Below are 21,050 nucleotides of genomic sequence, written 5' to 3' on the forward strand. Positions count from 1 at the left end.
CGACCGCATTCCGTCATGGCATCCAGATCCCCCGTCCTGCGGCAATATCAGCTGATCGCCGCCCTCAGCAGCCAGATGCTCGCCAAGGCCGAGGCGCAGCAATGGAACGACGTCATCCAGCTGGGCGCGCAGTACAGCCAGGCCGTCGAGGGCCTGCGCCGGTTCGACGCCCTGGGCGACGAGGATCGCATGGCGCGGCGCGAACTGCTGACCCGCATCCTGGACGATGATGCGCGCATCCGCCACCTGGCGGCGCCCGAGCTGCAGCGCCTGGGCCACCTCATGGGTGACATCAAGCGCCAGCGCACGGTGCTGCAGACCTATCACATGTCCTCCGAATGAGTATCGGGGCCCCGTCGAATCTGGGCACGCTGCTGATCCAGCGCCTGGATGCGGTACTGGGCACCACGCTGGGCCAGCAGGCCAACCTGGCATCGGGCGCCCGGCCCACGGCGGTCACCCAGCCCGGCAATGCCGAGAATCCGGGCGCGCTGCAGAACCCCGGACAGCGCCACCCCCGCGAGGCGGTGGACGCGGCCGGCGCCCAGGGGCGCGGCCAGGCGGCCGTCGGCAAATCCTCCGGCGCGACGGCGCTGGACGACCGGATGGGGCGCGCCGCGACCTACAGCAACACCACCGCATCGGCGCCCACGACCCTCGGCTTCGCCGCGCGCATCATCCTCGCCTTGCTCGCCCAGTATCCGCAGGCCGACCCGGCGGTGCGGGGCCGCACCCCCCTGCTGGACGGACGTGCGGCGCGCCCCGGCGCAGCCCCGCCCCCATCGCTCGCAACGGCATCGACGGGCCAGGCCGCCACGGCCGGCTCCGCCGCGCCGCCGGCCGCGCCCGCCGCTCCAGCGCCCGGCGCCCTGGGGCCGGGCGGCGCACTCGGCGCCTGGACGACGCTGGCCGGCACCCTGGACCCACACGGCGCCCTGGCGGCACGGCTGGGGCAGTCGCTGTCCCAGGCGGTCCAAGGCAGCGGCCTGTTCTATGAATCCCATCTGGCGGCGCTGGCCTTTGGCAAGGCCCGGGCCGGGGATCTGGCGCGCGAGCCCCAGGCGCGCTTCGTTGCGCGAACGCCGGGCAACGCGGCTACGGGCACCAGTGCGGCGGGCACCAGCCCGGGTTCGACCGCAACGGGCCAGGCACCGCCGGCAGCCGGCCCGCAAGGGACACCGCCGGCGATGCCGGCGATGCCCGCCACAACCGATCCCGCCAGCGCTCCAGCGCAATCCAGCACGGCCGGCACCGCTTCCACGGGTCCCGCGGCGCAGGCGGCCCCGGCGCCTCAGGCGCCGCCGATTCCCGGCATCGATCCCCAGGCCCACCTGCTGGTTCGCCAGCAGCTCGAGGTCCTGGCGAACCAGGCCTTCGCCTGGCAGGGCGAGGCTTGGCCGGGCGCCGGCATGGATTGGGAAATCCGGCGCCATGCGCGGGACGGCGAAGGCGCCGGCGGCGGCACCGATCATTGGTCCACCCGCCTCGATCTGTCCCTGCCGGCACTGGGCCAGGTTCAAGCCCGCCTGACGCTGGCGGGGGACCAGCTGGTCATGCGGCTGGCGGCGCCGGACAGCGCCGAGCGCCTGGGCGGCGCCGTCGAGACGCTGCGCGCCCGCCTGCTGGCCCAGGGCCTGCGGGCCAGCCAGATCGCCGTCCTCGCCCGCGACGATGCGGACGCGGACCTCCCGCCGCCCTCCTCGGCTGCTGCGACCCCCGACGGCCATGACCAGACGCACCCGGCCTGAATCCGACCGGCCCAGCGCGGTCGCGGTTTCGTACGACACCAGCGACAGCGCGCCGCGCGTGGTGGCCAAGGGCTACGGCACCTTGGCCGAGACCATCGTGCGCACTGCGCGCGAACACAATCTGTATGTCCATGAATCGCCGGAGCTGGTGGGCTTGCTGATGCAGGTGGACCTGGACACCCACATCCCGCCGCAGCTTTACGTGGCGGTGGCCGAACTGCTGGCCTGGTTGTATGCGCTGGACAGCGAGGACGGCGCCCGGCGGCTGGAAGCCCCGCGCCCGCCGCCCGCGTCCTAGTGTCGTGTCTGGCTGATTCCGATTTAAGTGACCAAACCAACCAGACACGACACTAGATCGCCATGTTGGCGATTTCCTTGTAGGCATCGACCAGGCGGTTGCGCACCTGCACGGTCGCCTGGAAGGCAAGGCCGGCCTTTTGCATGTCGATCATGACGTCATTCAGGGCGATGCCCGGCTCGCCCATCTGGAAGGCGCGCGCCTGGGCATTCGCGGCGTTCTGAGCCTCGGACACCCGATCGAGCGAACGAGCGAGTTCGGCCGCAAAGCCGCCCTGGACGGATACGGCGCCAGCACTGGATTGGGCAGGCAGCCCCTGCGCCGCGCGGGTTACGGCGCGCATCTGGGCGAGCATGTTTTCGACGTTGGCCAGGGCTTGGGCTGTGATCATGGCAATCCGCAATCCGCGGCCGTCGACGCGACAGCCGCCATGCGGGCACTATACGGCGGCGGGCGCCGGGGCAAGGCCGTCAACAGCACGGCGTTCGGGCCGCAATTCCCCGCTTTGGCGAGCCGGCCGAAGGCCGTGCCCGTGCAACACCCTTAACTAAGCCCCAAAACACAGGTTTTTCGGCGCTTGGGCCGCTGGGGTTCACAGCGATAATGGCCGCCATCGTCCGCCAATTCTCGCAGCACCCCGTATGCACATCATTCAGACCATCGAGTCCAGGCCCCTGGATTTCCAGGCGCACCCGCGTGCGCGCCAGGCATGAGCCCCATGACCGACTGGATGAGCCGCTACCCGGTCCTGAACCGGCTGGCCGTACTGCCGCGGCCCGTGCTGCTGGCCGTGGGCGCGGGGCTGATCGCCGTGGTCGTCGTCGCGGCGCTGTGGCTGCGCGAGGCCGAATACCGCAGCCTGTTCACCAACCTGGAAAACCGCGACGGCGGGGCGATCGTCTCGGTGCTGAACCAGCGCAACATCCCCTATAAATTCGCCGACAACGGCACCACCATCCTGGTGCCGGCGGACCAGGTCTACGCCCTGCGCCTGCAACTGGCCGAACAGGGCCTGCCGCGCGGCGGCAGCGTCGGCTTCGAGCTGCTGGACCAGCCGCGCTTCGGTGCCAGCCAATTCACCGAGCAGGTCACCTACCAGCGCGCCCTCGAGGGCGAACTGGCCCGCTCGATCGAGGGCATGCATCCGGTCCGCTCGGCTCGGGTGCACCTGGCGATCCCGCGCCAGTCCCTGTTCGTGCGCGAGCGCGAGGCGCCCACCGCCTCGGTGCTGCTGACGCTCTATCCCGGCCGCAACCTCAGCGAGACGCAGGTCTCGGCGATCGCCTGGCTGGTGTCCTCCAGCGTGCCGCACTTGAACGCCGATGCCGTCTCGATCGTCGACCAGGACGGCCACCTGCTGTCGGCCCTGGCCGGCGAGGCCGGCATGGACGGCACGCGGCGAAATTTCGTCGCCGACATCGAGCAGCGCACCGTACAGCGCATCCTGACGCTGCTCAATCCCATCGTAGGCATCGGCAACGTCCGCGCGCAGGTCAGCGCCACGGTGGACTTCTCGCAGCGCGAGCAGACCTCCGAAGTCTATCGCCCCAACGAGACGCCGGGCGAGGCCGCGGTGCGCAGCAAACAGACCAGCGCCTCGCTGCAGAACGGCGCGCAGCCGCCCCAGGGCGTGCCCGGCGTACTCTCCAACGAACCCCCGCCCAACGCGCTCGCACCGATCCAGGTCCCGCCCGCGAACCCGAACCCGGCGCCAAACCAGGCCCAGGCCGCGAACCAGGCCCAGCAGCCGGGGCCGGCCAACGCGCCGACCGCCGGAACGCCCGTCGCCGGCACGCAGCCCGAGGCCCAACGGGTGTCCTCGCGCAATGACGCCACGATCAACTACGAGGTGGACCGCACCATCAGCCACGTCAAGCACGCGCTGGGCAACCTGCAGCGCCTGTCGGCGGCGGTGGTGATCAATTACCGGGACACCGGGGACGGCGCCGCGCCGCTGGATCCGGCCGACATGGAAAAGATCGATGCGCTGGTGCGCCAGGCCATGGGCTTCTCGGCCGAGCGCGGCGACACGCTGAGCGTGGTCAACAGTGCCTTTACCGACACCACGCCGCGCGTCCCCGCCTGGGAAAACCCGGTCTACCAGGGGTATGCCATGCAAGCGCTCAAGGGCCTGCTGATCCTGCTGGTCGCGATTTTCCTGTGGCGCTCGGTGCTCAAGCCCATCATCCACGGATATGCCAACGCGCAGGTCGAGCGCGCCAAGCACGACGCCCGCCGGCAGGCGGACCGCGAACAGCAGCGCATGGCCCAGGAGCGCGCCTCCGAGATCAGCCGCTACGAGGACAACCTGGACACCGCGCGCACCATGGCGCAAAAAGACCCGCGCGCCGTCGCCATGGTGCTGCGCTCCTGGATGAGCAAGAATGAAAAGCCCTGACACCGACATGGCGCGCTGCGCCGTTCTCATGATGTCGATCGGCGAGGACGCCGCCGCCGAGGTCTTCAAGTACCTGTCGGCGCGCGAGGTGCAGCAGATCGGCGCGGCGATGGCCAACCTCAGGCAGGTCACGCGCGCCGACGTCGACGGCGTCCTCGAGGAATTCCGGCGCGAGGCCGACCAGTTCCTGGCCGTCACCCTGGGTTCGGACGAGTACATCCGCTCGGTGTTGACCAAGGCTTTGGGCACGGACCGCGCCGCCGGCCTGATCGAGGACATCCTCGAGGCGGGCGAAGGCTCGGGCTCGGGCATCGATGCCCTGAACTGGCTGGAGCCCTCGAACGTGGCCGAGCTGATCCTGGACGAGCACCCCCAGATCATCGCCACCATCCTGGTGCACCTCGAGCGCGACCGCGCCTCCGCCGTCCTGAACCTGCTGCCCGAGCGCCTGCGCCACGACGTGATGATGCGCATCGCCACCTTCGGCGGCGTGCAGCCGTCGGCCCTGCACGAACTCACCGACGTCCTCAACTCTGTGCTCTCGGGCCAAGGGGCGAAGCGCTCCAAGATGGGCGGGGTGCGCACCGCAGCCGAGATCCTCAACTTCATGTCCAGCGCGGAGGAGGAGGCCGTCGTCAGCAACCTGCGCGAGATCGATCCGGACCTGGCCCAGCGCATCGTCGACGAGATGTTCGTCTTCGACAACCTGGTCGACGTCGAGGACGCGGCCATCCAGGCCATCCTCAAGGAAATCGACACCGCGGCGCTGACGATCGCCCTCAAGGGCGCGGCCGACGAGGTGCGCGCCAAGTTCTTCAAGAACATGTCCAACCGCGCCGCCGAGATCCTGCGCGACGACCTCGATGCCCAGGGTCCGGTGCGCATGTCGCGGGTCGAGACCGAGCAAAAAGCCATCCTCATGGTGGCGCGCAAGCTCGCCGAATCCGGTCAGATCAACCTGACCATGGGCAACGACGAATATGTCTAGGTCCGGGTCCGACCTTGCCGCGCGGGCGGCCTGGCAGCGCTGGGAGATGGACTCGCTCGAGACCCTCAAGCCGCGCGCCGCCGCCCGGACGCCCCAGGCCGAGGGCGACAAGGCCGATTGGCTGCGCCAGCGCGCCGAGGCCCTGGCGCAGGCCCGTGAACAAGGCCATTCCAGCGGCTACGACGCCGGATTCGAACAGGGCCGGCGCGAAGGCCTGGCGCAAGGGCTCGAGGAAGGCCGGCGCGCCGGGCTCGAGGCGGGCGAACGCGAAGGCCGGGCGCTGGGCGAGCGCGCCGGGCATGAGGAAGGCGCCGAGGCCGCGCGCGAACAGGCGCGCCGCCTCCAGGCGCTGGCCGATGCCTGCGCGCAATCCCTGGACACGCTCGAGGCCGAGGTCGGCCGATCCCTGATCGCCCTGGCCGTGCGCATCGCCGAGCAGGTCGTGCGCACCAGCCTGCGCGACCAGCCCAACCAGATCCTGGACCTGGTCGGCGAAATCCTCCAGAACGGGCCCGCGCCGGACGTGGGCGTGCAACTGCGCCTGCACCCCGACGACCTCGGACTGGTCCGCGAATTCCTGGAACAGGACGCCGAGCCGGCCGGCCCGCGCCTGGTCGCCGACGAGCGCATCACGCGCGGCGGCTGCATCCTCGAGACCGCCCAGGGCACGATCGACGCCACGCTCGAGACGCGCTGGCGGCGCGTGATCGCCGCCCTGGGGCATACGCCCGGCGCCCTATGAGTGCATCATCCCCCGACACCCTCTTGCAGACCGCCGGCGACCGCTGGCGCGCCCTGCTCGAGGCGGGCGAGCGGCGCATCGACGCGCGCCCGCCCTGGCGCGCCAATGGACGCATCACGCGCGCCACCGGCCTGGTCCTGGAGGCCACCGGCCTGCAACTGGCGGTCGGCGCCGCCTGCAGGATCCAGATTTCGCCGGGCGGCGACCAGTGGGCCGACGCCGAGGTCGTGGGTTTCCACGCCCAGACGCTGTACCTCATGCCGCAAAGCGACATCACCGGACTGCCGCCGGGCGCCCGGGTGGTGCCGGCCGAGACCCTGCTGCTCGAACCGCCCACGCTGCCCACGCACGCGTGGCAGGACGATCCGCCACCGCCCGCCGACCATTCGCGCCGGCTGCCTGTGGGCCAGGCCCTGCTGGGGCGGGTGCTGGACGGGGCCGGGCGCCCGCTGGACGGCCGCCCGCTGCCCCCGGACCTGGACATGGCGCCGCTCACGGCGCGGCCCATCAACCCGCTCACGCGCGCGCCGGTCGACACCGTCCTCGACGTGGGCGTGCGCGCGATCAACGGCCTGCTGACCGTGGGCCGCGGCCAGCGCATGGGCCTGTTCGCGGGCTCGGGCGTGGGCAAGAGCGTGCTGCTGGGCATGATGGCGCGCTACACGCAGGCCGACGTCATCGTGGTGGGCCTGATCGGCGAGCGCGGCCGCGAGGTCAAGGAATTCATCGAACACAACCTGGGGGTGGACGGCCTGGCGCGCTCGGTGGTGGTGGCCGCGCCCGCGGACGTCTCGCCGCTGCTGCGCATGCAGGGCGCCGTCTACGCGACGCGCCTGGCGGAATATTTCCGCGACCAGGGCCGGCACGTGCTGCTGATCATGGATTCGCTGACGCGCTATGCCATGGCGCAGCGCGAGATCGCCCTGGCGATCGGCGAACCACCCGCCACCAAGGGCTATCCGCCCTCGGTCTTTGCAAAACTGCCGACGCTGGTCGAGCGCGCCGGCAACGGCGCGCCGTCGGCCAGCCATGCGGCCGGCTCGATCACGGCCTTTTATACCGTGCTCACCGAGGGCGACGACCAGCAGGATCCGATCGCGGACTCGGCGCGCGCCATCCTCGATGGCCACATCGTGCTGTCGCGCAGCCTGGCGGAATCCGGCCACTACCCCGCCATCGACATCGAGGCCTCGATCTCGCGCGTGATGGCGGCCATCGTGCCGTCCGGGCAGTTCCGCCTGGTGCACCAGTTCAAGCGCATGCTGTCCCGCTACCAGCGCAACCGCGACCTGATCGCGGTCGGCGCGTACACCCCCGGCAACGATCCCGAGATCGACCGGGCGATCGAGCGCTATCCCTGGCTCGAGGGATACTTGCAGCAAGGCATCGAGGCGCGCGTCGACTACGCGGCCGCGACCGGCGCCCTGGCGGGCGCGGTGGGCCAGGAGGCGGACCATGGCGAATGAGCGCACACCGCTGGCGGTGCTGATCGAACTGTCGCAGACCCGGGTCGACGAGGCCGGCCGGCTGCTGGCCGAGCTGGGCACCCAGCGCCGCCAGGCCCAGGACCAGCTGGACACGCTGGACGGCTATCGCAGCGACTACACCCTGCGCCTGCAGCTCAGCACGCAAGGCGGTCTATCCGCCTCGAATTACCATAACTTTAGGCGGTTTATCGCCACTTTGGACGAGGCGATATCCCAGCAAAATAAGATCATCGCCCAAATCGACACGCATCTCGATGCCGGGCGCCAGCGATGGACCGCCGAAAAGCGTCGGCTCGGCTCCTACGAGGCTCTCCAGGCCCGCCAGGATCGCCAGGCCCGATACCGCGAGCAGCGCCTCGAGCAGCGCGTCAGCGACGAACTGTCGGCCGGCCTGCACCGGCGCGCGCGACGTGCCCATTGATTCGGAAACCAGCGATGAACGTGCCTCTGATCTCCTCCACCGTCCCTGACGCCCAGATGCCCGGCCTTGCCGGGCGCGGCGCCGACGTGGCCGACGCACCGGGATTCTCCGACACGCTCTCGCAGCGGCGCGACCAGCTCCAGAACGCCGCTCGCCCGGCCCGTACAGCGGATGCGGCGGCCCGCGAGGGGGACGTTCCAGCCAATGACGAGAGCGCATCGCGTCCCCTGACGCCCGAGGAAACCCTTGCCCTGCTTGCCGCCGGCGCCACCCTCCCCCTCATGGGGACCGCGCAAGCGGTGGCCCGTGCCGAGGCCGCGGCCGCGGAATCCGGCGCCGCGCCGAACGGACGCGCCGTGGCGGACCAGACGGCACGGACGAACGGACGCGCGCCGACGGACGAACGCATCTCGACCGCCACGGCGGCCGACGGCGATCCGCAGGCACCGCTGCGGACCGATCCGCGCGCCGCGCTCAGCCAGGCGGATGCCGCCGTACCGGCCGGTGCCCGCAGTCGTGCGGAATCCGCCGACGCCGCCCTCGTCCAGGTCCAGGCCTCGGACGCCGGTGCCGCGCCGCGCGAACGGACGGCGCGGGAGGGCATGTCGGGCGTATCCAGCACGCCGGCTACGCCTCGGAGTGTGCGCGCCGCCGCTGATCCCCTCGCCGCCCAGGCCGCCAATTCCATCCCGCCGGGCCTCGCGGCCGCGTCCGCCATGGCGCGCCAGGAATCCTCCATGGCCCAGGCGCCGGGCGCCGGTGCCGAATCCGCCATGGCGCAGCTTGCCGTCAGCCTGCCGCACGCCCTGGGGCAGGCAGCGCCGGGCGCGCACGCCAGCCCCCTCGGGGCGGGCGCGCCCGCGGTGCCCGTGCCGCTCGGCGATCCAGCCTGGCCCGCGGACTTCAGCCGCCAGGTCCTCACCCTGATCCAGGATGGCCGCAACGGCGCGCACACTGCGGAATTGCGCCTGAATCCGCCCGATCTCGGGCCGGTGCGCATCGTGCTGCACGTCAGCGACTCGGTGACGCAGGCGCTGTTCGTCTCGCCGCACGCGCCGGTGCGCCACGCCCTGGAAAACGCCTTGCCCCAATTACAGCAACAATTGGCCCAGGCGGGTCTGTCGCTGGGCCAGGCCGACGTCAGCGACCACCAGCCCGGCCAACAACAGGCCTTCCATTCGGGCAACCCGCAGGGCCGCGGCGACACGGGCGGCATGCGCTTCTCGCTGGACGGCGAGGCCTTGTCGCCGGCCGCGCCCGTCCTGGCCGATGCCGTCCGGCCCCGTGCCGGCGGCGCACCTGACGCGCTGGTGGACACCTTTGCCTAAATTCGCGCTTCTCCCGCCTGACCGCGCGCGGGGCGGCTACAATTTCCGAGGCCCCCGATCGCAGGCGCCCTCGGCCATCATCCGCACACTCGCTCATCCGCAATCATGCTCAGGCTCCTGAAACTCGTCCTCATGCTGGTCATCATCGTGGGCGCCACCATCGGCGCCACGATGCTGATCATGTCGCGGCAAGGCATCGGGTCGTCGGCGATCACCAGCCTCGCATCGACCGAGCCGCCGCCGGCACCCGCGCCGATCTTTGCCGAGCTCGCCCCCTTCACCGTCACGCTGTACGGCGAACCCCGCAACCGCATCCTGTACGCGGGCGTCACGCTGCGGCTGGCCGACCAGGAATCGCGCAAGATCATCGAGGAATACATGCCCGAGGTGCGCGACCGCGCCCTCAGGGTGCTGTCCAGCCAGGACATCGCCCGCGTCCAGTCGCCGGACGGCCAGCAGGTGCTGGCCGACGCGCTGCGCGTCGCACTCGCCCGGCCGTTCGCGCCGCAGCCCGCGGGCCCGCGCATCGCCGACGTCCTGTTCACCGCGTTCGTGGTGCAGTAATGCCCTACCAGAGCCTGCTATCCCAGGATGAGGTCGATGCCCTGCTCGCGGGGGTCACCGGCGAGGAAACAGCATCCCCGCCACCGCCCGAGGACGAGCCCGGCGGCGTCCGCGCCTACGACCTGACCTCGCCGGACCGCGTCGTGCGCCACCGGATGCAGACGCTGGAACTCATCAACGAGCGCTTTGCGCGGCGGCTGCGCTCGATGTTCTTCAGCTTCATGCGGCGCAACGCGGACATCACCGTGAACGCCATCCGCATCCAGAAATATTCGGAGTTCGAGCGCAACCTGCCGGTCCCCAGCAACCTCAACATGGTGGCCATGAAGCCGCTGCGCGGCGCCTCGCTCTTCACCTTCGACCCCAACCTGGTGTTCCTGGTGATCGACAGCCTGTTCGGCGGCCACGGACGCTACAGCACGCGCGTCGAGGGCCGGGACTTCACCGTCACCGAACAGCGCATCATCCAGCGCCTGCTGGGCCTGACCCTGGAATGCTACGGCCAGGCCTGGGAAAACGTCTATCCGATCGAGTTCGAGTACATCCGCTCGGAAATGCACACCAAGTTCGCCAGCATCAGCAGCGGCAACGACATCGTGGTGGTCTCCTCGTTCAATATCGAGCTGGGCACCGCCGGCGGCAAGCTCAACATCTGCCTGCCCTATTCGATGATCGAGCCGGTGCGCGACCTGCTGACGCGCCCCTTGCAGCAGGCGGCCTCGGATTCGATCGACCGGCGCTGGACGCAGCAGCTGTCGCGCGAGGTGCGCAGCGCCGAGGTCGAGCTCGCGGCCGAATTCACCCAGATCGAGACCACCATCGGCGAATTGATCCGGCTGCGCGTCGGCGATGTGCTGCCGATCACCGTCTCGCCCAGGATCACCGCGCGCGTCGGCGGAGTGCCCGTGCTGGAATGCGGATACGGCACCTTCAACGGCCGCTACGCCCTGCGGGTGAACCAGGTCCTGGCCGCCCCCCCCGAACAAACCCCGTCATCAGGCCCCAAGAAATGACCGATTCCAGCGACAAGGATACGCAGGACCCGAACCTGCCCGGCTCCCAGAGCACCACCGACGATGACTGGGCGGCCGCCCTGGCCGAGCAGCAGTCCGCCCACGATCAGCCCACGCAGGCCGCCGGCCTGTCGCAGGACGACGACTGGGCGGCGGCGCTGGCCGAACAAACCGCCGCCTCGACGCCGCAGCCGGCCTCGGCCCAGGTGTTCCAGCCCCTGACCAGCCAGGGCGGAGCCGCCGACAGCGACATCGACATGATCATGGACATCCCGGTGCAGCTCTCGGTCGAACTGGGGCGCACGCGCCTGACGATCAAGAACATCCTGCAACTGGGCCAGGGCTCGGTGGTGGAGCTCGACGGCCTGGCCGGCGAGCCCATGGACATCTACGTCAACGGCTATTTGATCGCCCAGGGCGAGGTCGTCGCCGTCGAGGACAAGTACGGGATCCGCATCACCGACATCATCACCCCGTCGGACCGCATCGCGCGGCTGAACAACCGCCGCTAGGGCCGTCATGGAGCAGCCCGATCTCTTGCGCGTGACGGCCAGCCTGCTGCTGGTGGTCGGGCTGCTGCTCGCGCTGGCCTGGGCGGCGCGCCGTGGCGGCTGGCTGCGCGCGGCCACGGGCCGCGGCGGGTTGCGGGTCTCGGCCTCGCAACGCCTGGGCGCGCGCGCCTCGCTGGCCATCGTCGAGGTCGAGGACGCCCGCCTGGTCCTGGGCATCACTGCCCAGCAGATCACCCTGCTGCACACTTTGCCGCCGCGCGGCGACGCGCCGGACGCGGCCGAGGGCGCCGCGCGGACGTTCCCGGATGCGCTCGGCCGGGCGGTCACGAGGCGCTGATGGGCATGGCGGCGTATTCATCGCTGCGCGAGGCGGCGCGGCGGCCCATCCGGGCGCGCCGCCTGCCGTGGCTGCCCGCCGGCATCCTGCTGGCGATCCTGGCGGCCGCGCTCTGGCCCGGCGCCACCCTCGCGCAGGCCACCCTGCCCGCCCTGACCGCGACGCCGGGCGCCGACGGCAGCCAGACCTGGTCGCTGAGCATCCAGACACTGGTCATGTTGACCATGCTGTCGTTCCTGCCGGCCGCCCTGCTGATGATGACCGGCTTCACCCGCATCATCATCGTGCTGGGCTTGCTGCGCAATGCGCTGGGCACCGGCGTGTCGCCGCCCAATTCGGTGCTGGTCGGGCTGGCGCTGTTCCTGACCTTCTTTGCCATGTCGCCGGTGTTCGACCAGATCTACGCCCAGGCCTACCAGCCCCTGAGCCGCGACGAAATCAGCTTCGAGCAGGCGATCGACCGCGGGGCCGGACCCTTGCGCACCTTCATGCTGAACCAGACGCGCGAGGCCGACCTGGCCATGTTCGCCGAGATGGCCGGCGCCGCGCCCATCGAATCCCCCGAAGCCGTGCCCCTGCGCGTGCTGGTGCCGGCCTTCGTCACCAGCGAGCTCAAGACCGCCTTCCAGATCGGCTTCACGATCTTCATTCCCTTCCTGATCATCGACCTGGTGGTCGCCAGCCTGCTGATGGCGCTGGGCATGATGATGGTGCCGCCGGTCACGATCTCGCTGCCCTTCAAGCTCATGCTGTTCGTGCTGGCCGACGGCTGGCACCTGCTGCTGGGGTCGCTGGCCCGCAGCTTCTACCAATAGGAGGCCGCCCATGACGCCGGAAACCGTGATGTCCATGACCTACCAGGCGCTGCGGGTGGCCTTGTCCATGGCCGGGCCGCTGCTGCTCGTGACCCTCCTGGTCGGCCTGGTGATCAGCATTTTCCAGGCCGCCACGCAGATCAACGAGATGACGCTGTCGTTCATCCCCAAGCTGCTGGCCGTGGGCGCGACCCTGGTGCTGCTGGGCCCCTGGCTGATCAACACCATGGTGGACTACATCCGCATGCTGCTGGAGTCGATCCCCGGCCTGGCCCTCTGAGCCCGGTTTCGGCAGGCCATGGTCCAGTTCACCGTCGAACAGCTTTACGCCTGGATCAATGGTTTCCTGTGGCCCTTGTTCCGCATCGCGGGCCTGGTGGCGATGGCGCCGATCTTTGGCGAATCCTCGATCCCCGTCCGGCTGAAGATCGGGCTGTCGATCCTCTGCACGCTGGTGGCCGCGCCGCTGCTGGGCCCCATGCCCGACATCCCGGCGGGTTCTTTCCAGGGCTTGCTGATCGCCGCCCAGCAGGTGCTGATCGGCATCGCCCTGGGCCTGTGCATGCGGCTGGTATTCACCGCCGCCATGATGGCGGGCGAGTTCGTGGGGCTGCAGATGGGCCTGGCCTTCGCCTCATTCTTCGATCCGGCCACGGGCGCCAATACCGCGGTCTTGTCGCGCCTGCTGAACCTGATCGCCATGCTGGTGTTCCTGGCCTTCAACGGCCACCTGCTGATGCTCGACGGCCTGGTGCGCACCTTCGAGATCCTGCCTGTCGGCGCTCCGCTGGACCCGAACGGCTGGGGCGCGCTGCTGGAATGGAGCGGCCAGTTGTGGGTATCGGGCATGCTGCTGGCCCTGCCGCTGATCATCGTGCTGCTGACCATCAACCTGGCGCTGGGCATCCTCAACCGGACTGCGCAGCAATTGTCGGTGTTTGCGGTGGGTTTTCCCATCACGCTGACCACGGGCCTGGTGGTGCTGGCCGTGGTGCTGCCGCAGACCTCGGGATTCCTGTCGCGGCTGTTCGAGGACGGCTACCAGGCGATGGCGCGCGTCGCGCGGGGCCTGGCCGGCCTCTAGTGTCCTGTGCCGGAACGCCCGATCGGATAACTGACGCCGGGCGTATATGTGGTGCCCGACGGCAGCAGGGGCTGAGGCGTGTCGACGGCTTGCGGCACGGCCGGGCCGTCGGGCGCGGCGGCACCGCCCGCCGCCTCGGCGGATGCGGGCGGCGGCGTGGCGGCCGGACGATGCGCGGCGGCCGCCTGGTCGGCCTGCGCGGCGGTGCGCGGGCGGAAGTTATCGGGAATATTGACGGTGTTCTCCAGGCGCTGGAAGGTGCCGTCCGGGCCGAATCGCAGCCAGGCCTCCTGGCGGACATACACGGCGTCGGTGGCGACGGTCCCCTTGTATCCCCAGCGTGCCAGCACCGTGTCGCCCTGCTGCCAGGTCTGGTCGGGCAAGGCGCCCAGGTATTCGGAGGCCTGCGCAAGGGTGGTGCGCCCGACGACGATCCGGTCGAGTCCGCCCGTATTGAATGTCTGACCGCTGAAAGAGCAGGCGGCCAGCAGCAAGGGCGCCAGCAGCGCGGCCGCCCGCAGCGCGCCGCCGTGCCCGGCCGCCGGTCTCCTCATTTGCCGCCCATGTTGAACAGGCTCAGGCCCTGGATGGTCTGGAACGCCAGCGACGCGCCCTCGAGGGCCATCTTGCGCAGATTGAGCTTCATGGTGGCGTCGTAGTAATCCAGGTCCTCGAGGCGCGACAGGTCCTTGGTGTAGCCCAGGTTGCGCTGCGTGCCGACGTCGTTCATGGCCTCCAGTTCGTTCATGCGCGCGCCGATCGACGAGCGCACCGTCAGGATGTTGTCATAGCCCGAGGCCAGCTGCTGCATGGCGGTGTTGAGCATGTTGCGCAGGCCGGCCTGCGCGCTGGCGTCCTCGGCGGCCGGCGCCTCGAGGGCGGCGATCAGGCCGCCCAGGGTATCGAACAGGTTGAAATCCCCGTCGTGCTGCATGGGGGTGACGGCGAAGACGTCGCCCGCCGCGGGTTCACCGGAGATCTGGACCTGGGTCCCGCTGGAAATCGCCGCCGCCGGGCTGCCGCCGTCGCTGCGGGGCAAGTCCAGCAGGGTGGCGCCGGGCGTGAAGGCCAGGCCCGTGAACGTTTCCGTCACCGGCCCCGTCGCGGGCGAATGATCGGTCACCGCCACGTCGTAAGTCGTTGCGCTGGTGAAGGTGATCTTGAATTCCAGGCGTGAATCGGCATTGCCCAGCGTGCGATCGACGACCGCGGGCGCGCCGAGAACCGCGGTGCCGCCACCGCCCGCGGCCACTTGCCGGGTGGAATAGGCGAGCGTACCGGGCTGGGCGCGCTCGAACACGTCGCTGCCGACGTCGCCCGCGGCGATCTGCCGGGTCTGGTCGGCCTGGATCTTGCGCTGGAGGCCATCGCCGATGTATCGATACTTTCCGGACGCATCCAACTGGTAGGCGGGCGCCTGCCCCCGCGATCCGGAAAACACGTACTGCCCGTTGCCGTCGGTGGTGTTGGCGATCGCCAGCATGGAATCGCGCGCACCCCGGAGGACCTCGGCCAGGGTGCCGCGGTCGGCGTCGGACAGCGCGCCGCCGCCCGCCTCGACGACGCGCGTGCGCACGTCGGCCAGCAAGGTGGTCAGCGAGGTCAGCGCGTCCTCCTCGGTGCCCAGGTTGCGCAGCGCCACGGCGCGGTTTTCCGCGAAGCGCTGGTTCAGGGATTGGGACTGGGCGATGTTGATCGACTGCGAGGCCGCCAGCGGGTCGTCGGCCGGCGTCACCATGCGCTGGCCCGAGCCGATCTGCTGGTACAGATGCATGAGGTCGGCCTGCTGGGTGCCGATGGTCTTGAGGCCGGTGTTGAATAACAGGTTGGTGCTGATCCGCATGGCGTGTTTCCCGGGTTGAAGGCGCAGCCTAGCTGCGCAGGCTCAGGAGCGTGTCGAACAAGGTCGAACTGACGTCGATCAGGCGCGAGGCGGCGCGGAACTGTTCCTGGTACTGGGTCAGGTTCATGTATTCCTCGTTCAGGTTCACGCCCGAGACCGCCTGCTGGGCCGCATAGTTCTGCTGGATCAGGGTGTCCTGCGCCTTTTGGGCCGTGGTGTTCTGCTGGGTCAGCACGCCGACCTTGTTGACGATCTGGGAATACGCCTCGTTCAGGCTCATGGCGCCGTTGCCCAGCAGTTTCGTCGTTTGCAGGGCCGCGAGCTTGAGCGCGTTGTCGCCATTGGCCGGGCCGGCACCGACGTCCGGGGTTGCCGGGTCGTCGTCGTGATCCACCGGCCCGGCCGCCGCGATCCGGCCCGGATCGCCGATCGCGACCTGCAGGCTGGCGGCGGCATCCCGGGTGGGCTGGATCAGCCAGCTGTCGCCGGGGGCGGCCGCGGCCACGCCCGAGAAATCGACCTCGATGCCGCCGAAGGACAAGGTCCCGTTGCCGGCGGCAGCCACGATGCCGTCGGACAAGCGGGTCACGACATAGCCGGCGCCGTCGTAGCTGACCTGATAATCCTGGGCGGTCAACTGGTTGATGTCCGTGATCGACACGGCCGGGTCCGCACCGGCGGCATTGCCTTCGCCGCGGATCACCTTGGGACCGGCGAGGCTGAAGAAGTCACCCCCTGGCGCGCCGGTCAGGTCGTAGCCCTGCCGGTGAACCTCGTTGAGGGCCATGGCCAGGCCGGTCGCGAGGCGGCCGAGGTCGTTCTGCATGGTGTCCAGCGCCTCGCGCCGGAAGCTCAGCAAACCGCCCAGCGTGCCGCCCGTGATCGAACTGTCCTTGAGTTCGACGGCGGTGATGCCGCCCACGCCGTTCGGGATGGAATAGCTGACCGCCAGACGCGAGGGGTCGGACGCGGAAGCCTGTACACCCAGGTGGAATACGGAATCGCCGCCCAGGAGGACCTGGCCGTTGGCCACCGTGATGTTCACCCGGTCGTCCTGCTCGAAGACCTTGATGTCGACGAGCTGGCCCAGTTCGGCCACCAGCTGGTCGCGCTGGTCGAGCAGGTCGTTGGGCGGCTGGCCGGGGGAGACGGCCTTGGCGACGGAGATCTGGCGGTTCAGGTCCTGGATGCGGTCCAGGGTGCTGTTGACCTGGGTCACCGTGGTGCGGACCTGGGTGTTGATGTTGGCGCGCTGATCGTCGAAGAATGCGTTGGCATCGCGAATCTGGGTGGCCAGGCTGTTGGCGCGGCCCAGCAGTTCCTGGCGCGCCGCGCTGTCGGCCGGCGCCGTGGCCACCGCCTGCAGGCCGTCGAAGAACGCCTGGATGGCGGGGGTGATGCCGACGGTGCGGTCGGCCAACAGATTATTGACCTGGCTGATCTGGTCGCCGTAGCTGGCCAGCGCCGCGCCCTTGGTCTGGGATTCGCTGAGCTGGCTGTACAGGAAGCTGTCGTAGGCGCGCTGCACGCTGACGGCCTGCACGCCCCGGCCCACCCAGCCGGCCGGGGTCTGCGCGGCACCCGCCGTCTGGACCATCACGCGCTGGCGGTTATAGCCCTCGGTCGCGCTGTTGTTGATGTTGTGGCCGGCGGTCTGGAGGCGGTTTTGCGCCACCAGCAGGCCGGCTTTACCCAAATTGGCCAAATTCATATAGACATCCTGTGTGCTGCATGCCCGGGAGGCCGGCACGTAACCGCCTTCGATGCTTCATGACGATTTACGGCCGATCACCCTCGAAATTTAACGGCGTGGCGCCGCGCAACACGGCTAGCGCGCATTGAAATACCCCATGATCGAGATCAGCTTGTCGGCATATGAAGGATCGGTGGCGTAGCCCGCCTCCTGCACCCGCCGCGCCGCCTCCTCGGCCGAGGGCGCACTCAGCACGTCGCTGTAGCGCTCGCTGCGGCCGATCAGCCGGGCATAGTCGGCGAATGACTCGGCATAGGACTCATACGCCCGGAAGGGTTCGCTGACCTTGCGGGCCACACCGTCCTCGTATTCGGTGGTCGCGGCATACACCACGTCGCCGCGCCAGCCGCCGGTCGCCTTGATGCCGAACAGATTGTGGCTGGTGCTGCCGTCGGGACGCAGGATCTCGCGCCGCCCCCAGCCCGACTCCAGGGCGGCCTGGCTGAGGATGAGCTTGGCGGGCACGCCGCTTTGCGCCGAAGCGTACTCGGCCGCGGGGGCCATCCTGTCGACGAACTCGCGGATGTGGCCCGGGGCGCCGCGGATGGCGCTGGATACTTTTTCCGTGACGCGGCCGCGGCTGAGCAGGTCGATCAAGGCGGTGATCGAGTCGGCCACCTCGCGCCGGCCCTCGCCGACGCGCGACCGCAGTCCCGGCAGGCGCGAGGCGGCCGCCTCCGGCGGATGGGCCTGCGGATCCAGCGCCTGGGTAGCGACGCCGCCGCGCATCTGCGCCAGCAGCGCCTGCGCCAGTCCCAGCCCGGGACTGGCCACGTTCAGCGCGGCCTGCTCGTCGCCCAGGCTTTGCGCCATGCGCACCCCGGGGGAGTCCAGCAGGCCAGGCGTCATGTCGGCGGTCTGGCGGGCCTGCTTGAGCAGCATCTGGATGAACATGGCCTCGAACTGGCGGGCCACGGCCTCCTGCTGCCCGGCAGGCGCCTGCGCGCCAGCGGCCACGCCGCGCTTGAGGCGGTCCAGGCCCCGGAAATCCAGGGCCGAGGGCTGGGCGGAGCCGCTGGGCAGCGGGGTGTACGAAACGAAGCCCATGGCCGTCCTCAGATGACCTCGAGGTCGGCGCGCAAGGCGCCGGCGCTCTTGAGATTCTGCAGGATCGACAGCAGATCCTGCGGCGTGGCGCCCAGGGCGTTGAGCGCGCGCACGACGTCGGCCAGGTTGGCGCTGGTGGCTACGCGCCGGATCGCCCCGCTTTCGCTGCGCATTTCGATCTGGGTGTTCTCGGTGACCACGGTCTGGCCCCCGCCAAAGGGCGTGGTCGGCTGGCTGACCTGCTGCTGCGGGCTGATCACGATCGACAGGTTGCCGTAGGCGACGGCGGCCTCCTCGATGGTCACCGTGCGGTTCATGACGACCGAGCCCGTGCGCGCGTTGATCACCACGCGCGCGCGCGCCGGCGGCAGCGTCACCTGGAGGTTCTCGACCTGGGACAGGAAGGCGGTCTGCCGCCCGGGGTCCAGCGGCGCGGTCAGCTCGATGGTGCGCGCATTCAGGGCCTGCGCCGTCTGGCCGCCGAACTTTCGGTTCAACGCGGCGACCACGTTCTGGGCGATGCCGAAATCGCTGGAATTGAGCTCGAGGCGGATCCGGCCGTCCTGGGCGTAGGTGGTGGGCACGCCGCGCTCGACGATGGCGCCGTCGGGGATGATGCCGCCGTTCAGTTGATTGACCTGCACGCTGGAGCCGCCCTGCGAGGCGCCGGCGCCGCCCACCAGCAGGTTGCCCTGCGCCAGGGCGTAGACCTGCCCGTTCGCCCCCTTGAGCGGCGTCATCAGCAAGGTGCCGCCGCGCAGGCTCTTGGCGTTGCCCATCGAGGAGACCACCACGTCCAATGACTGGCCCGGCTGGGTGAAGGCAGGCAGGCGCGCGGTGACAATCACCGCGGCGACATTCTTGACCTGCATGTTGGTGCCCTGCGGCACGGTCACGCCCAGTTGCGAGAGCATGTTGGTGAGGCTTTGCTGGGTGAAGGGCGTCTGGCGCACCTGGTCACCGCTGCCGTCCAGGCCGACTACCAGGCCATAGCCGATGAGCTGGTTTTCCCGCACCCCCTGGAACGAGGCCAGGTCCTTGATGCGCTCGGCCCGGGCCGCGGCCGTCCAGGACAGGCCGGCCGCCAGCAGCAGGCAAGCCGCCGCGCACAGCCGGCGGGCGCTGCGGCGCAGGCGGAAACCGGAAAGAATCATGCCTGTAGCCATGGGATCAGAAAGGAGAAACATTGAGGAAGAAGCGCTGCAGCCAGCCCATGGTCTGGACCTCGTCCATCACGCCCTTGCTGCGGTATTCGATGCGGGCATCGGCCACCTGGGTGGAGGACACGGTGTTGGACCCGCTGATCGAGCGCGGATCGACCACGCCCGAGAAACGCACGTATTCGCTGCCGCGGTTGATGGCGATCTGCTTTTCCCCGGCGATCTGCAAATTGCCATTGGGCAGCACGCCGATCACGGTGGTCGTCAGGGTCCCGGAAAACACGTTGGTGGCGCTGCTGGAGCCCTTGCCCTTGGACTGGTTGCCGCCGCCGGCCTCGTAGTTCTGATTGGTGATGTCGCTGGGCAGGATGGCCGGCGCCAGGACGATGTCCATCGAGGCGCTGCCGCTGCGGTTGGTGCTGGTGTCCACGCTCTTGGCGGCGTTGGTCTTTTCCTGGATGACCACCGTCACGATGTCGCCCACGTTGCGCGGGCGGCGGTCCTCGAACAGGGGATAGTTGCCGTAGGCCGTGGGCTGGTAGATCGAGCCGTTGGCCAGGGCGGCGGGCGGCAATGGCGGCGGAGGCGGCGCCGTCAAGGGGCCGGTCACGATGGGCTCGGGCGGCACCAGCGCGCAGCCGGACAGGACCAGGGCCAGCGCAGCCGCCCAGGCTCCCGTAAAACGACGCAATCCCTTCATCGGCATTGTGATTACAGCTGCGTCAGCCGCGCCAGCATCTGGTCGGAGGTCTGCACCGCCTTGCTGTTCATTTCGAAGGCGCGCTGGGTGGTGATCATCTTGACCAGTTCCTCGGCGACGTTCACGTTCGAGGTTTCCACGAAGTTCTGCAGCAGCACGCCGGCGCCGTCCAGGCCGGGCTGCAGCAGGTTGGCCGGCCCCGACGCATCGGTCTCGAGGTAAAGGTTTTCGCCCTGGCTCTGCAGGCCGGTGCTGTTGATGAAGGTGGCCAGCTGCAGCTGGCCGACCTCGACGTTCGTACCCGTGGCGCCGGGCTGGGTCACCGACACCGTGCCGTCGCGGGCGACGGAGATGGTCAGCGCGTTGTCCGGGATGTTGATGCCCGGCTGCACCGGATAGCCGCCGGCGGTGACCAGCATGCCGTTCTGGTCGACCTGCAGGCTGCCGTCGCGGGTGTAGGCGAACGTGCCGTCGGGCAGCTCGACCTGCAGAAAGCCATTGCCCTGGATGGCGATGTCCAGGTTGTTGCCCGTTTCCTGCAGGTTGCCCTGCGTGTGGATGCGCTCGGTGGCCACCGTGCGCGCGCCGGTGCCGATCTGCAGGCCCGAGGGCAACTGGTTGGCCGCCCCCACCTGGGCGCCGGGCTGGCGCAGGGTCTGGTACATCAGGTCCTCGAACACGGCGCGGCTGCGCTTGAAGCCCGTGGTGTTGACGTTGGCCAAGTTGTTGGAAATCACATCCATGCTGGTCTGCTGGGTTTCCAGACCGGTCTTGGCGATCCAAAGGGAACGAATCATGTCGGTGGGTCCTGT

At 69.7% G+C, this 21,050-nt stretch carries 24 protein-coding genes; 16 read left to right on the plus strand and 8 right to left on the minus strand.

Annotation, left to right across the window (positions count from 1 at the left end; genetic code table 11):
* The first annotated feature begins 15 nt into the window (after positions 1-15).
* Genes OOZ48_RS00785 through OOZ48_RS00795 form a run of 3 tightly spaced genes read left to right on the plus strand, consistent with a single transcriptional unit; the run spans position 16 to position 2,046 of the window.
* Positions 16-342, plus strand: a complete 327-nt coding sequence (locus tag OOZ48_RS00785; protein ID WP_269494338.1) for a flagellar protein FliT — start codon at positions 16-18, stop codon at positions 340-342.
* Entirely contained in the window at positions 339-1,748 is a 1,410-nt protein-coding gene (locus OOZ48_RS00790) for a flagellar hook-length control protein FliK (RefSeq protein WP_269494341.1), read from the plus strand. The genes OOZ48_RS00785 and OOZ48_RS00790 overlap by 4 nt, the downstream gene beginning before the upstream one ends.
* The gene (locus tag OOZ48_RS00795; protein ID WP_269494344.1) at positions 1,726-2,046 is read left to right on the plus strand and encodes an EscU/YscU/HrcU family type III secretion system export apparatus switch protein; all 321 of its coding nucleotides are present in this window, start codon (positions 1,726-1,728) and stop codon (positions 2,044-2,046) included. The genes OOZ48_RS00790 and OOZ48_RS00795 overlap by 23 nt, the downstream gene beginning before the upstream one ends.
* A gap of 52 nt (positions 2,047-2,098) precedes the next feature.
* Here OOZ48_RS00795 and fliE read toward each other — a convergent pair whose 3' ends face one another.
* Positions 2,099-2,437 carry a flagellar hook-basal body complex protein FliE gene (gene fliE / locus OOZ48_RS00800; protein ID WP_269494347.1) on the minus strand — a complete coding sequence of 113 codons (339 nt, stop codon included), beginning with the start codon at positions 2,435-2,437 and terminating at the stop codon, positions 2,099-2,101.
* Positions 2,438-2,755: 318 nt separating this feature from the next.
* On the opposite strand from fliE, the gene fliF reads away from it, so the two are divergent.
* The 13 genes from fliF (at position 2,756) to fliR (ending at position 13,735) form a co-directional block, all read left to right on the plus strand.
* The gene (fliF, locus tag OOZ48_RS00805; RefSeq protein WP_269494350.1) at positions 2,756-4,444 is read left to right on the plus strand and encodes a flagellar basal-body MS-ring/collar protein FliF; all 1,689 of its coding nucleotides are present in this window, start codon (positions 2,756-2,758) and stop codon (positions 4,442-4,444) included.
* Positions 4,431-5,432 carry a flagellar motor switch protein FliG gene (gene fliG / locus OOZ48_RS00810; protein ID WP_269494354.1) on the plus strand — a complete coding sequence of 334 codons (1,002 nt, stop codon included), beginning with the start codon at positions 4,431-4,433 and terminating at the stop codon, positions 5,430-5,432. Before fliF ends, fliG begins: the two co-directional genes overlap by 14 nt.
* A complete protein-coding gene (fliH, locus tag OOZ48_RS00815; RefSeq protein ID WP_269494357.1) occupies positions 5,425-6,174 on the plus strand; it encodes a flagellar assembly protein FliH in 750 nt (249 codons plus the stop codon). Before fliG ends, fliH begins: the two co-directional genes overlap by 8 nt.
* Positions 6,171-7,640, plus strand: a complete 1,470-nt coding sequence (gene fliI / locus OOZ48_RS00820) for a flagellar protein export ATPase FliI (RefSeq protein ID WP_269494361.1) — start codon at positions 6,171-6,173, stop codon at positions 7,638-7,640. The genes fliH and fliI overlap by 4 nt, the downstream gene beginning before the upstream one ends.
* Positions 7,630-8,082 carry a flagellar export protein FliJ gene (gene fliJ / locus OOZ48_RS00825; protein WP_269494364.1) on the plus strand — a complete coding sequence of 151 codons (453 nt, stop codon included), beginning with the start codon at positions 7,630-7,632 and terminating at the stop codon, positions 8,080-8,082. The genes fliI and fliJ overlap by 11 nt, the downstream gene beginning before the upstream one ends.
* 14 nt (positions 8,083-8,096) lie before the next feature.
* The gene (locus tag OOZ48_RS00830) at positions 8,097-9,410 is read left to right on the plus strand and encodes a flagellar hook-length control protein FliK (RefSeq protein ID WP_269494367.1); all 1,314 of its coding nucleotides are present in this window, start codon (positions 8,097-8,099) and stop codon (positions 9,408-9,410) included.
* Between the two features lie 105 nt (positions 9,411-9,515).
* Positions 9,516-9,974 (plus strand): flagellar basal body-associated FliL family protein, encoded by a 459-nt coding sequence (locus OOZ48_RS00835; protein WP_269494370.1) that lies wholly within the window; start codon positions 9,516-9,518, stop codon positions 9,972-9,974.
* The gene (fliM, locus tag OOZ48_RS00840; protein ID WP_269494372.1) at positions 9,974-10,987 is read left to right on the plus strand and encodes a flagellar motor switch protein FliM; all 1,014 of its coding nucleotides are present in this window, start codon (positions 9,974-9,976) and stop codon (positions 10,985-10,987) included. Before OOZ48_RS00835 ends, fliM begins: the two co-directional genes overlap by 1 nt.
* Positions 10,984-11,499, plus strand: coding sequence for a flagellar motor switch protein FliN (gene fliN / locus OOZ48_RS00845; RefSeq protein WP_269494375.1), 516 nt, complete (start codon positions 10,984-10,986; stop codon positions 11,497-11,499). Before fliM ends, fliN begins: the two co-directional genes overlap by 4 nt.
* Positions 11,500-11,506: 7 nt before the next feature.
* The gene (gene fliO / locus OOZ48_RS00850; protein ID WP_269494377.1) at positions 11,507-11,836 is read left to right on the plus strand and encodes a flagellar biosynthetic protein FliO; all 330 of its coding nucleotides are present in this window, start codon (positions 11,507-11,509) and stop codon (positions 11,834-11,836) included.
* Between the two features lie 5 nt (positions 11,837-11,841).
* Positions 11,842-12,651, plus strand: coding sequence for a flagellar type III secretion system pore protein FliP (fliP, locus tag OOZ48_RS00855; protein WP_269494379.1), 810 nt, complete (start codon positions 11,842-11,844; stop codon positions 12,649-12,651).
* A 10-nt stretch (positions 12,652-12,661) separates the two neighbouring features.
* Positions 12,662-12,931, plus strand: a complete 270-nt coding sequence (fliQ, locus tag OOZ48_RS00860; protein WP_269494382.1) for a flagellar biosynthesis protein FliQ — start codon at positions 12,662-12,664, stop codon at positions 12,929-12,931.
* Positions 12,932-12,949: 18 nt separating this feature from the next.
* Entirely contained in the window at positions 12,950-13,735 is a 786-nt protein-coding gene (gene fliR / locus OOZ48_RS00865) for a flagellar biosynthetic protein FliR (RefSeq protein WP_269494385.1), read from the plus strand.
* Here the strand turns inward: fliR and OOZ48_RS00870 are convergent.
* From OOZ48_RS00870 to flgG, 7 genes are all read right to left on the minus strand, one after another.
* Positions 13,732-14,289, minus strand: a complete 558-nt coding sequence (locus tag OOZ48_RS00870) for a hypothetical protein (protein WP_269494388.1) — start codon at positions 14,287-14,289, stop codon at positions 13,732-13,734. The two genes, fliR and OOZ48_RS00870, sit on opposite strands and share 4 nt — an antisense overlap.
* Positions 14,286-15,578 carry a flagellar hook-associated protein FlgL gene (gene flgL, locus OOZ48_RS00875; protein WP_269494391.1) on the minus strand — a complete coding sequence of 431 codons (1,293 nt, stop codon included), beginning with the start codon at positions 15,576-15,578 and terminating at the stop codon, positions 14,286-14,288. Before flgL ends, OOZ48_RS00870 begins: the two co-directional genes overlap by 4 nt.
* A 28-nt stretch (positions 15,579-15,606) precedes the next feature.
* Positions 15,607-17,289 carry a flagellar hook-associated protein FlgK gene (flgK, locus tag OOZ48_RS00880; RefSeq protein ID WP_269494394.1) on the minus strand — a complete coding sequence of 561 codons (1,683 nt, stop codon included), beginning with the start codon at positions 17,287-17,289 and terminating at the stop codon, positions 15,607-15,609.
* Positions 17,290-17,406: 117 nt separating this feature from the next.
* Positions 17,407-18,378 (minus strand): flagellar assembly peptidoglycan hydrolase FlgJ, encoded by a 972-nt coding sequence (gene flgJ, locus OOZ48_RS00885; RefSeq protein ID WP_269494397.1) that lies wholly within the window; start codon positions 18,376-18,378, stop codon positions 17,407-17,409.
* An 8-nt stretch (positions 18,379-18,386) separates the two neighbouring features.
* Positions 18,387-19,532 carry a flagellar basal body P-ring protein FlgI gene (locus tag OOZ48_RS00890; RefSeq protein WP_269494400.1) on the minus strand — a complete coding sequence of 382 codons (1,146 nt, stop codon included), beginning with the start codon at positions 19,530-19,532 and terminating at the stop codon, positions 18,387-18,389.
* A gap of 16 nt (positions 19,533-19,548) precedes the next feature.
* The gene (locus tag OOZ48_RS00895; protein ID WP_442867502.1) at positions 19,549-20,238 is read right to left on the minus strand and encodes a flagellar basal body L-ring protein FlgH; all 690 of its coding nucleotides are present in this window, start codon (positions 20,236-20,238) and stop codon (positions 19,549-19,551) included.
* Between the two features lie 11 nt (positions 20,239-20,249).
* On the minus strand, positions 20,250-21,035 hold the full coding sequence (gene flgG / locus OOZ48_RS00900) for a flagellar basal-body rod protein FlgG (RefSeq protein ID WP_269494406.1): 786 nt from the start codon (positions 21,033-21,035) through the stop codon (positions 20,250-20,252).
* Positions 21,036-21,050 lie beyond the last annotated feature (15 nt).

Origin of the sequence: Castellaniella sp. S9, from assembly GCF_027257175.1 — a bacterium.
In the GTDB taxonomy this organism is placed as follows: Bacteria; Pseudomonadota; Gammaproteobacteria; order Burkholderiales; family Burkholderiaceae_B; genus Castellaniella.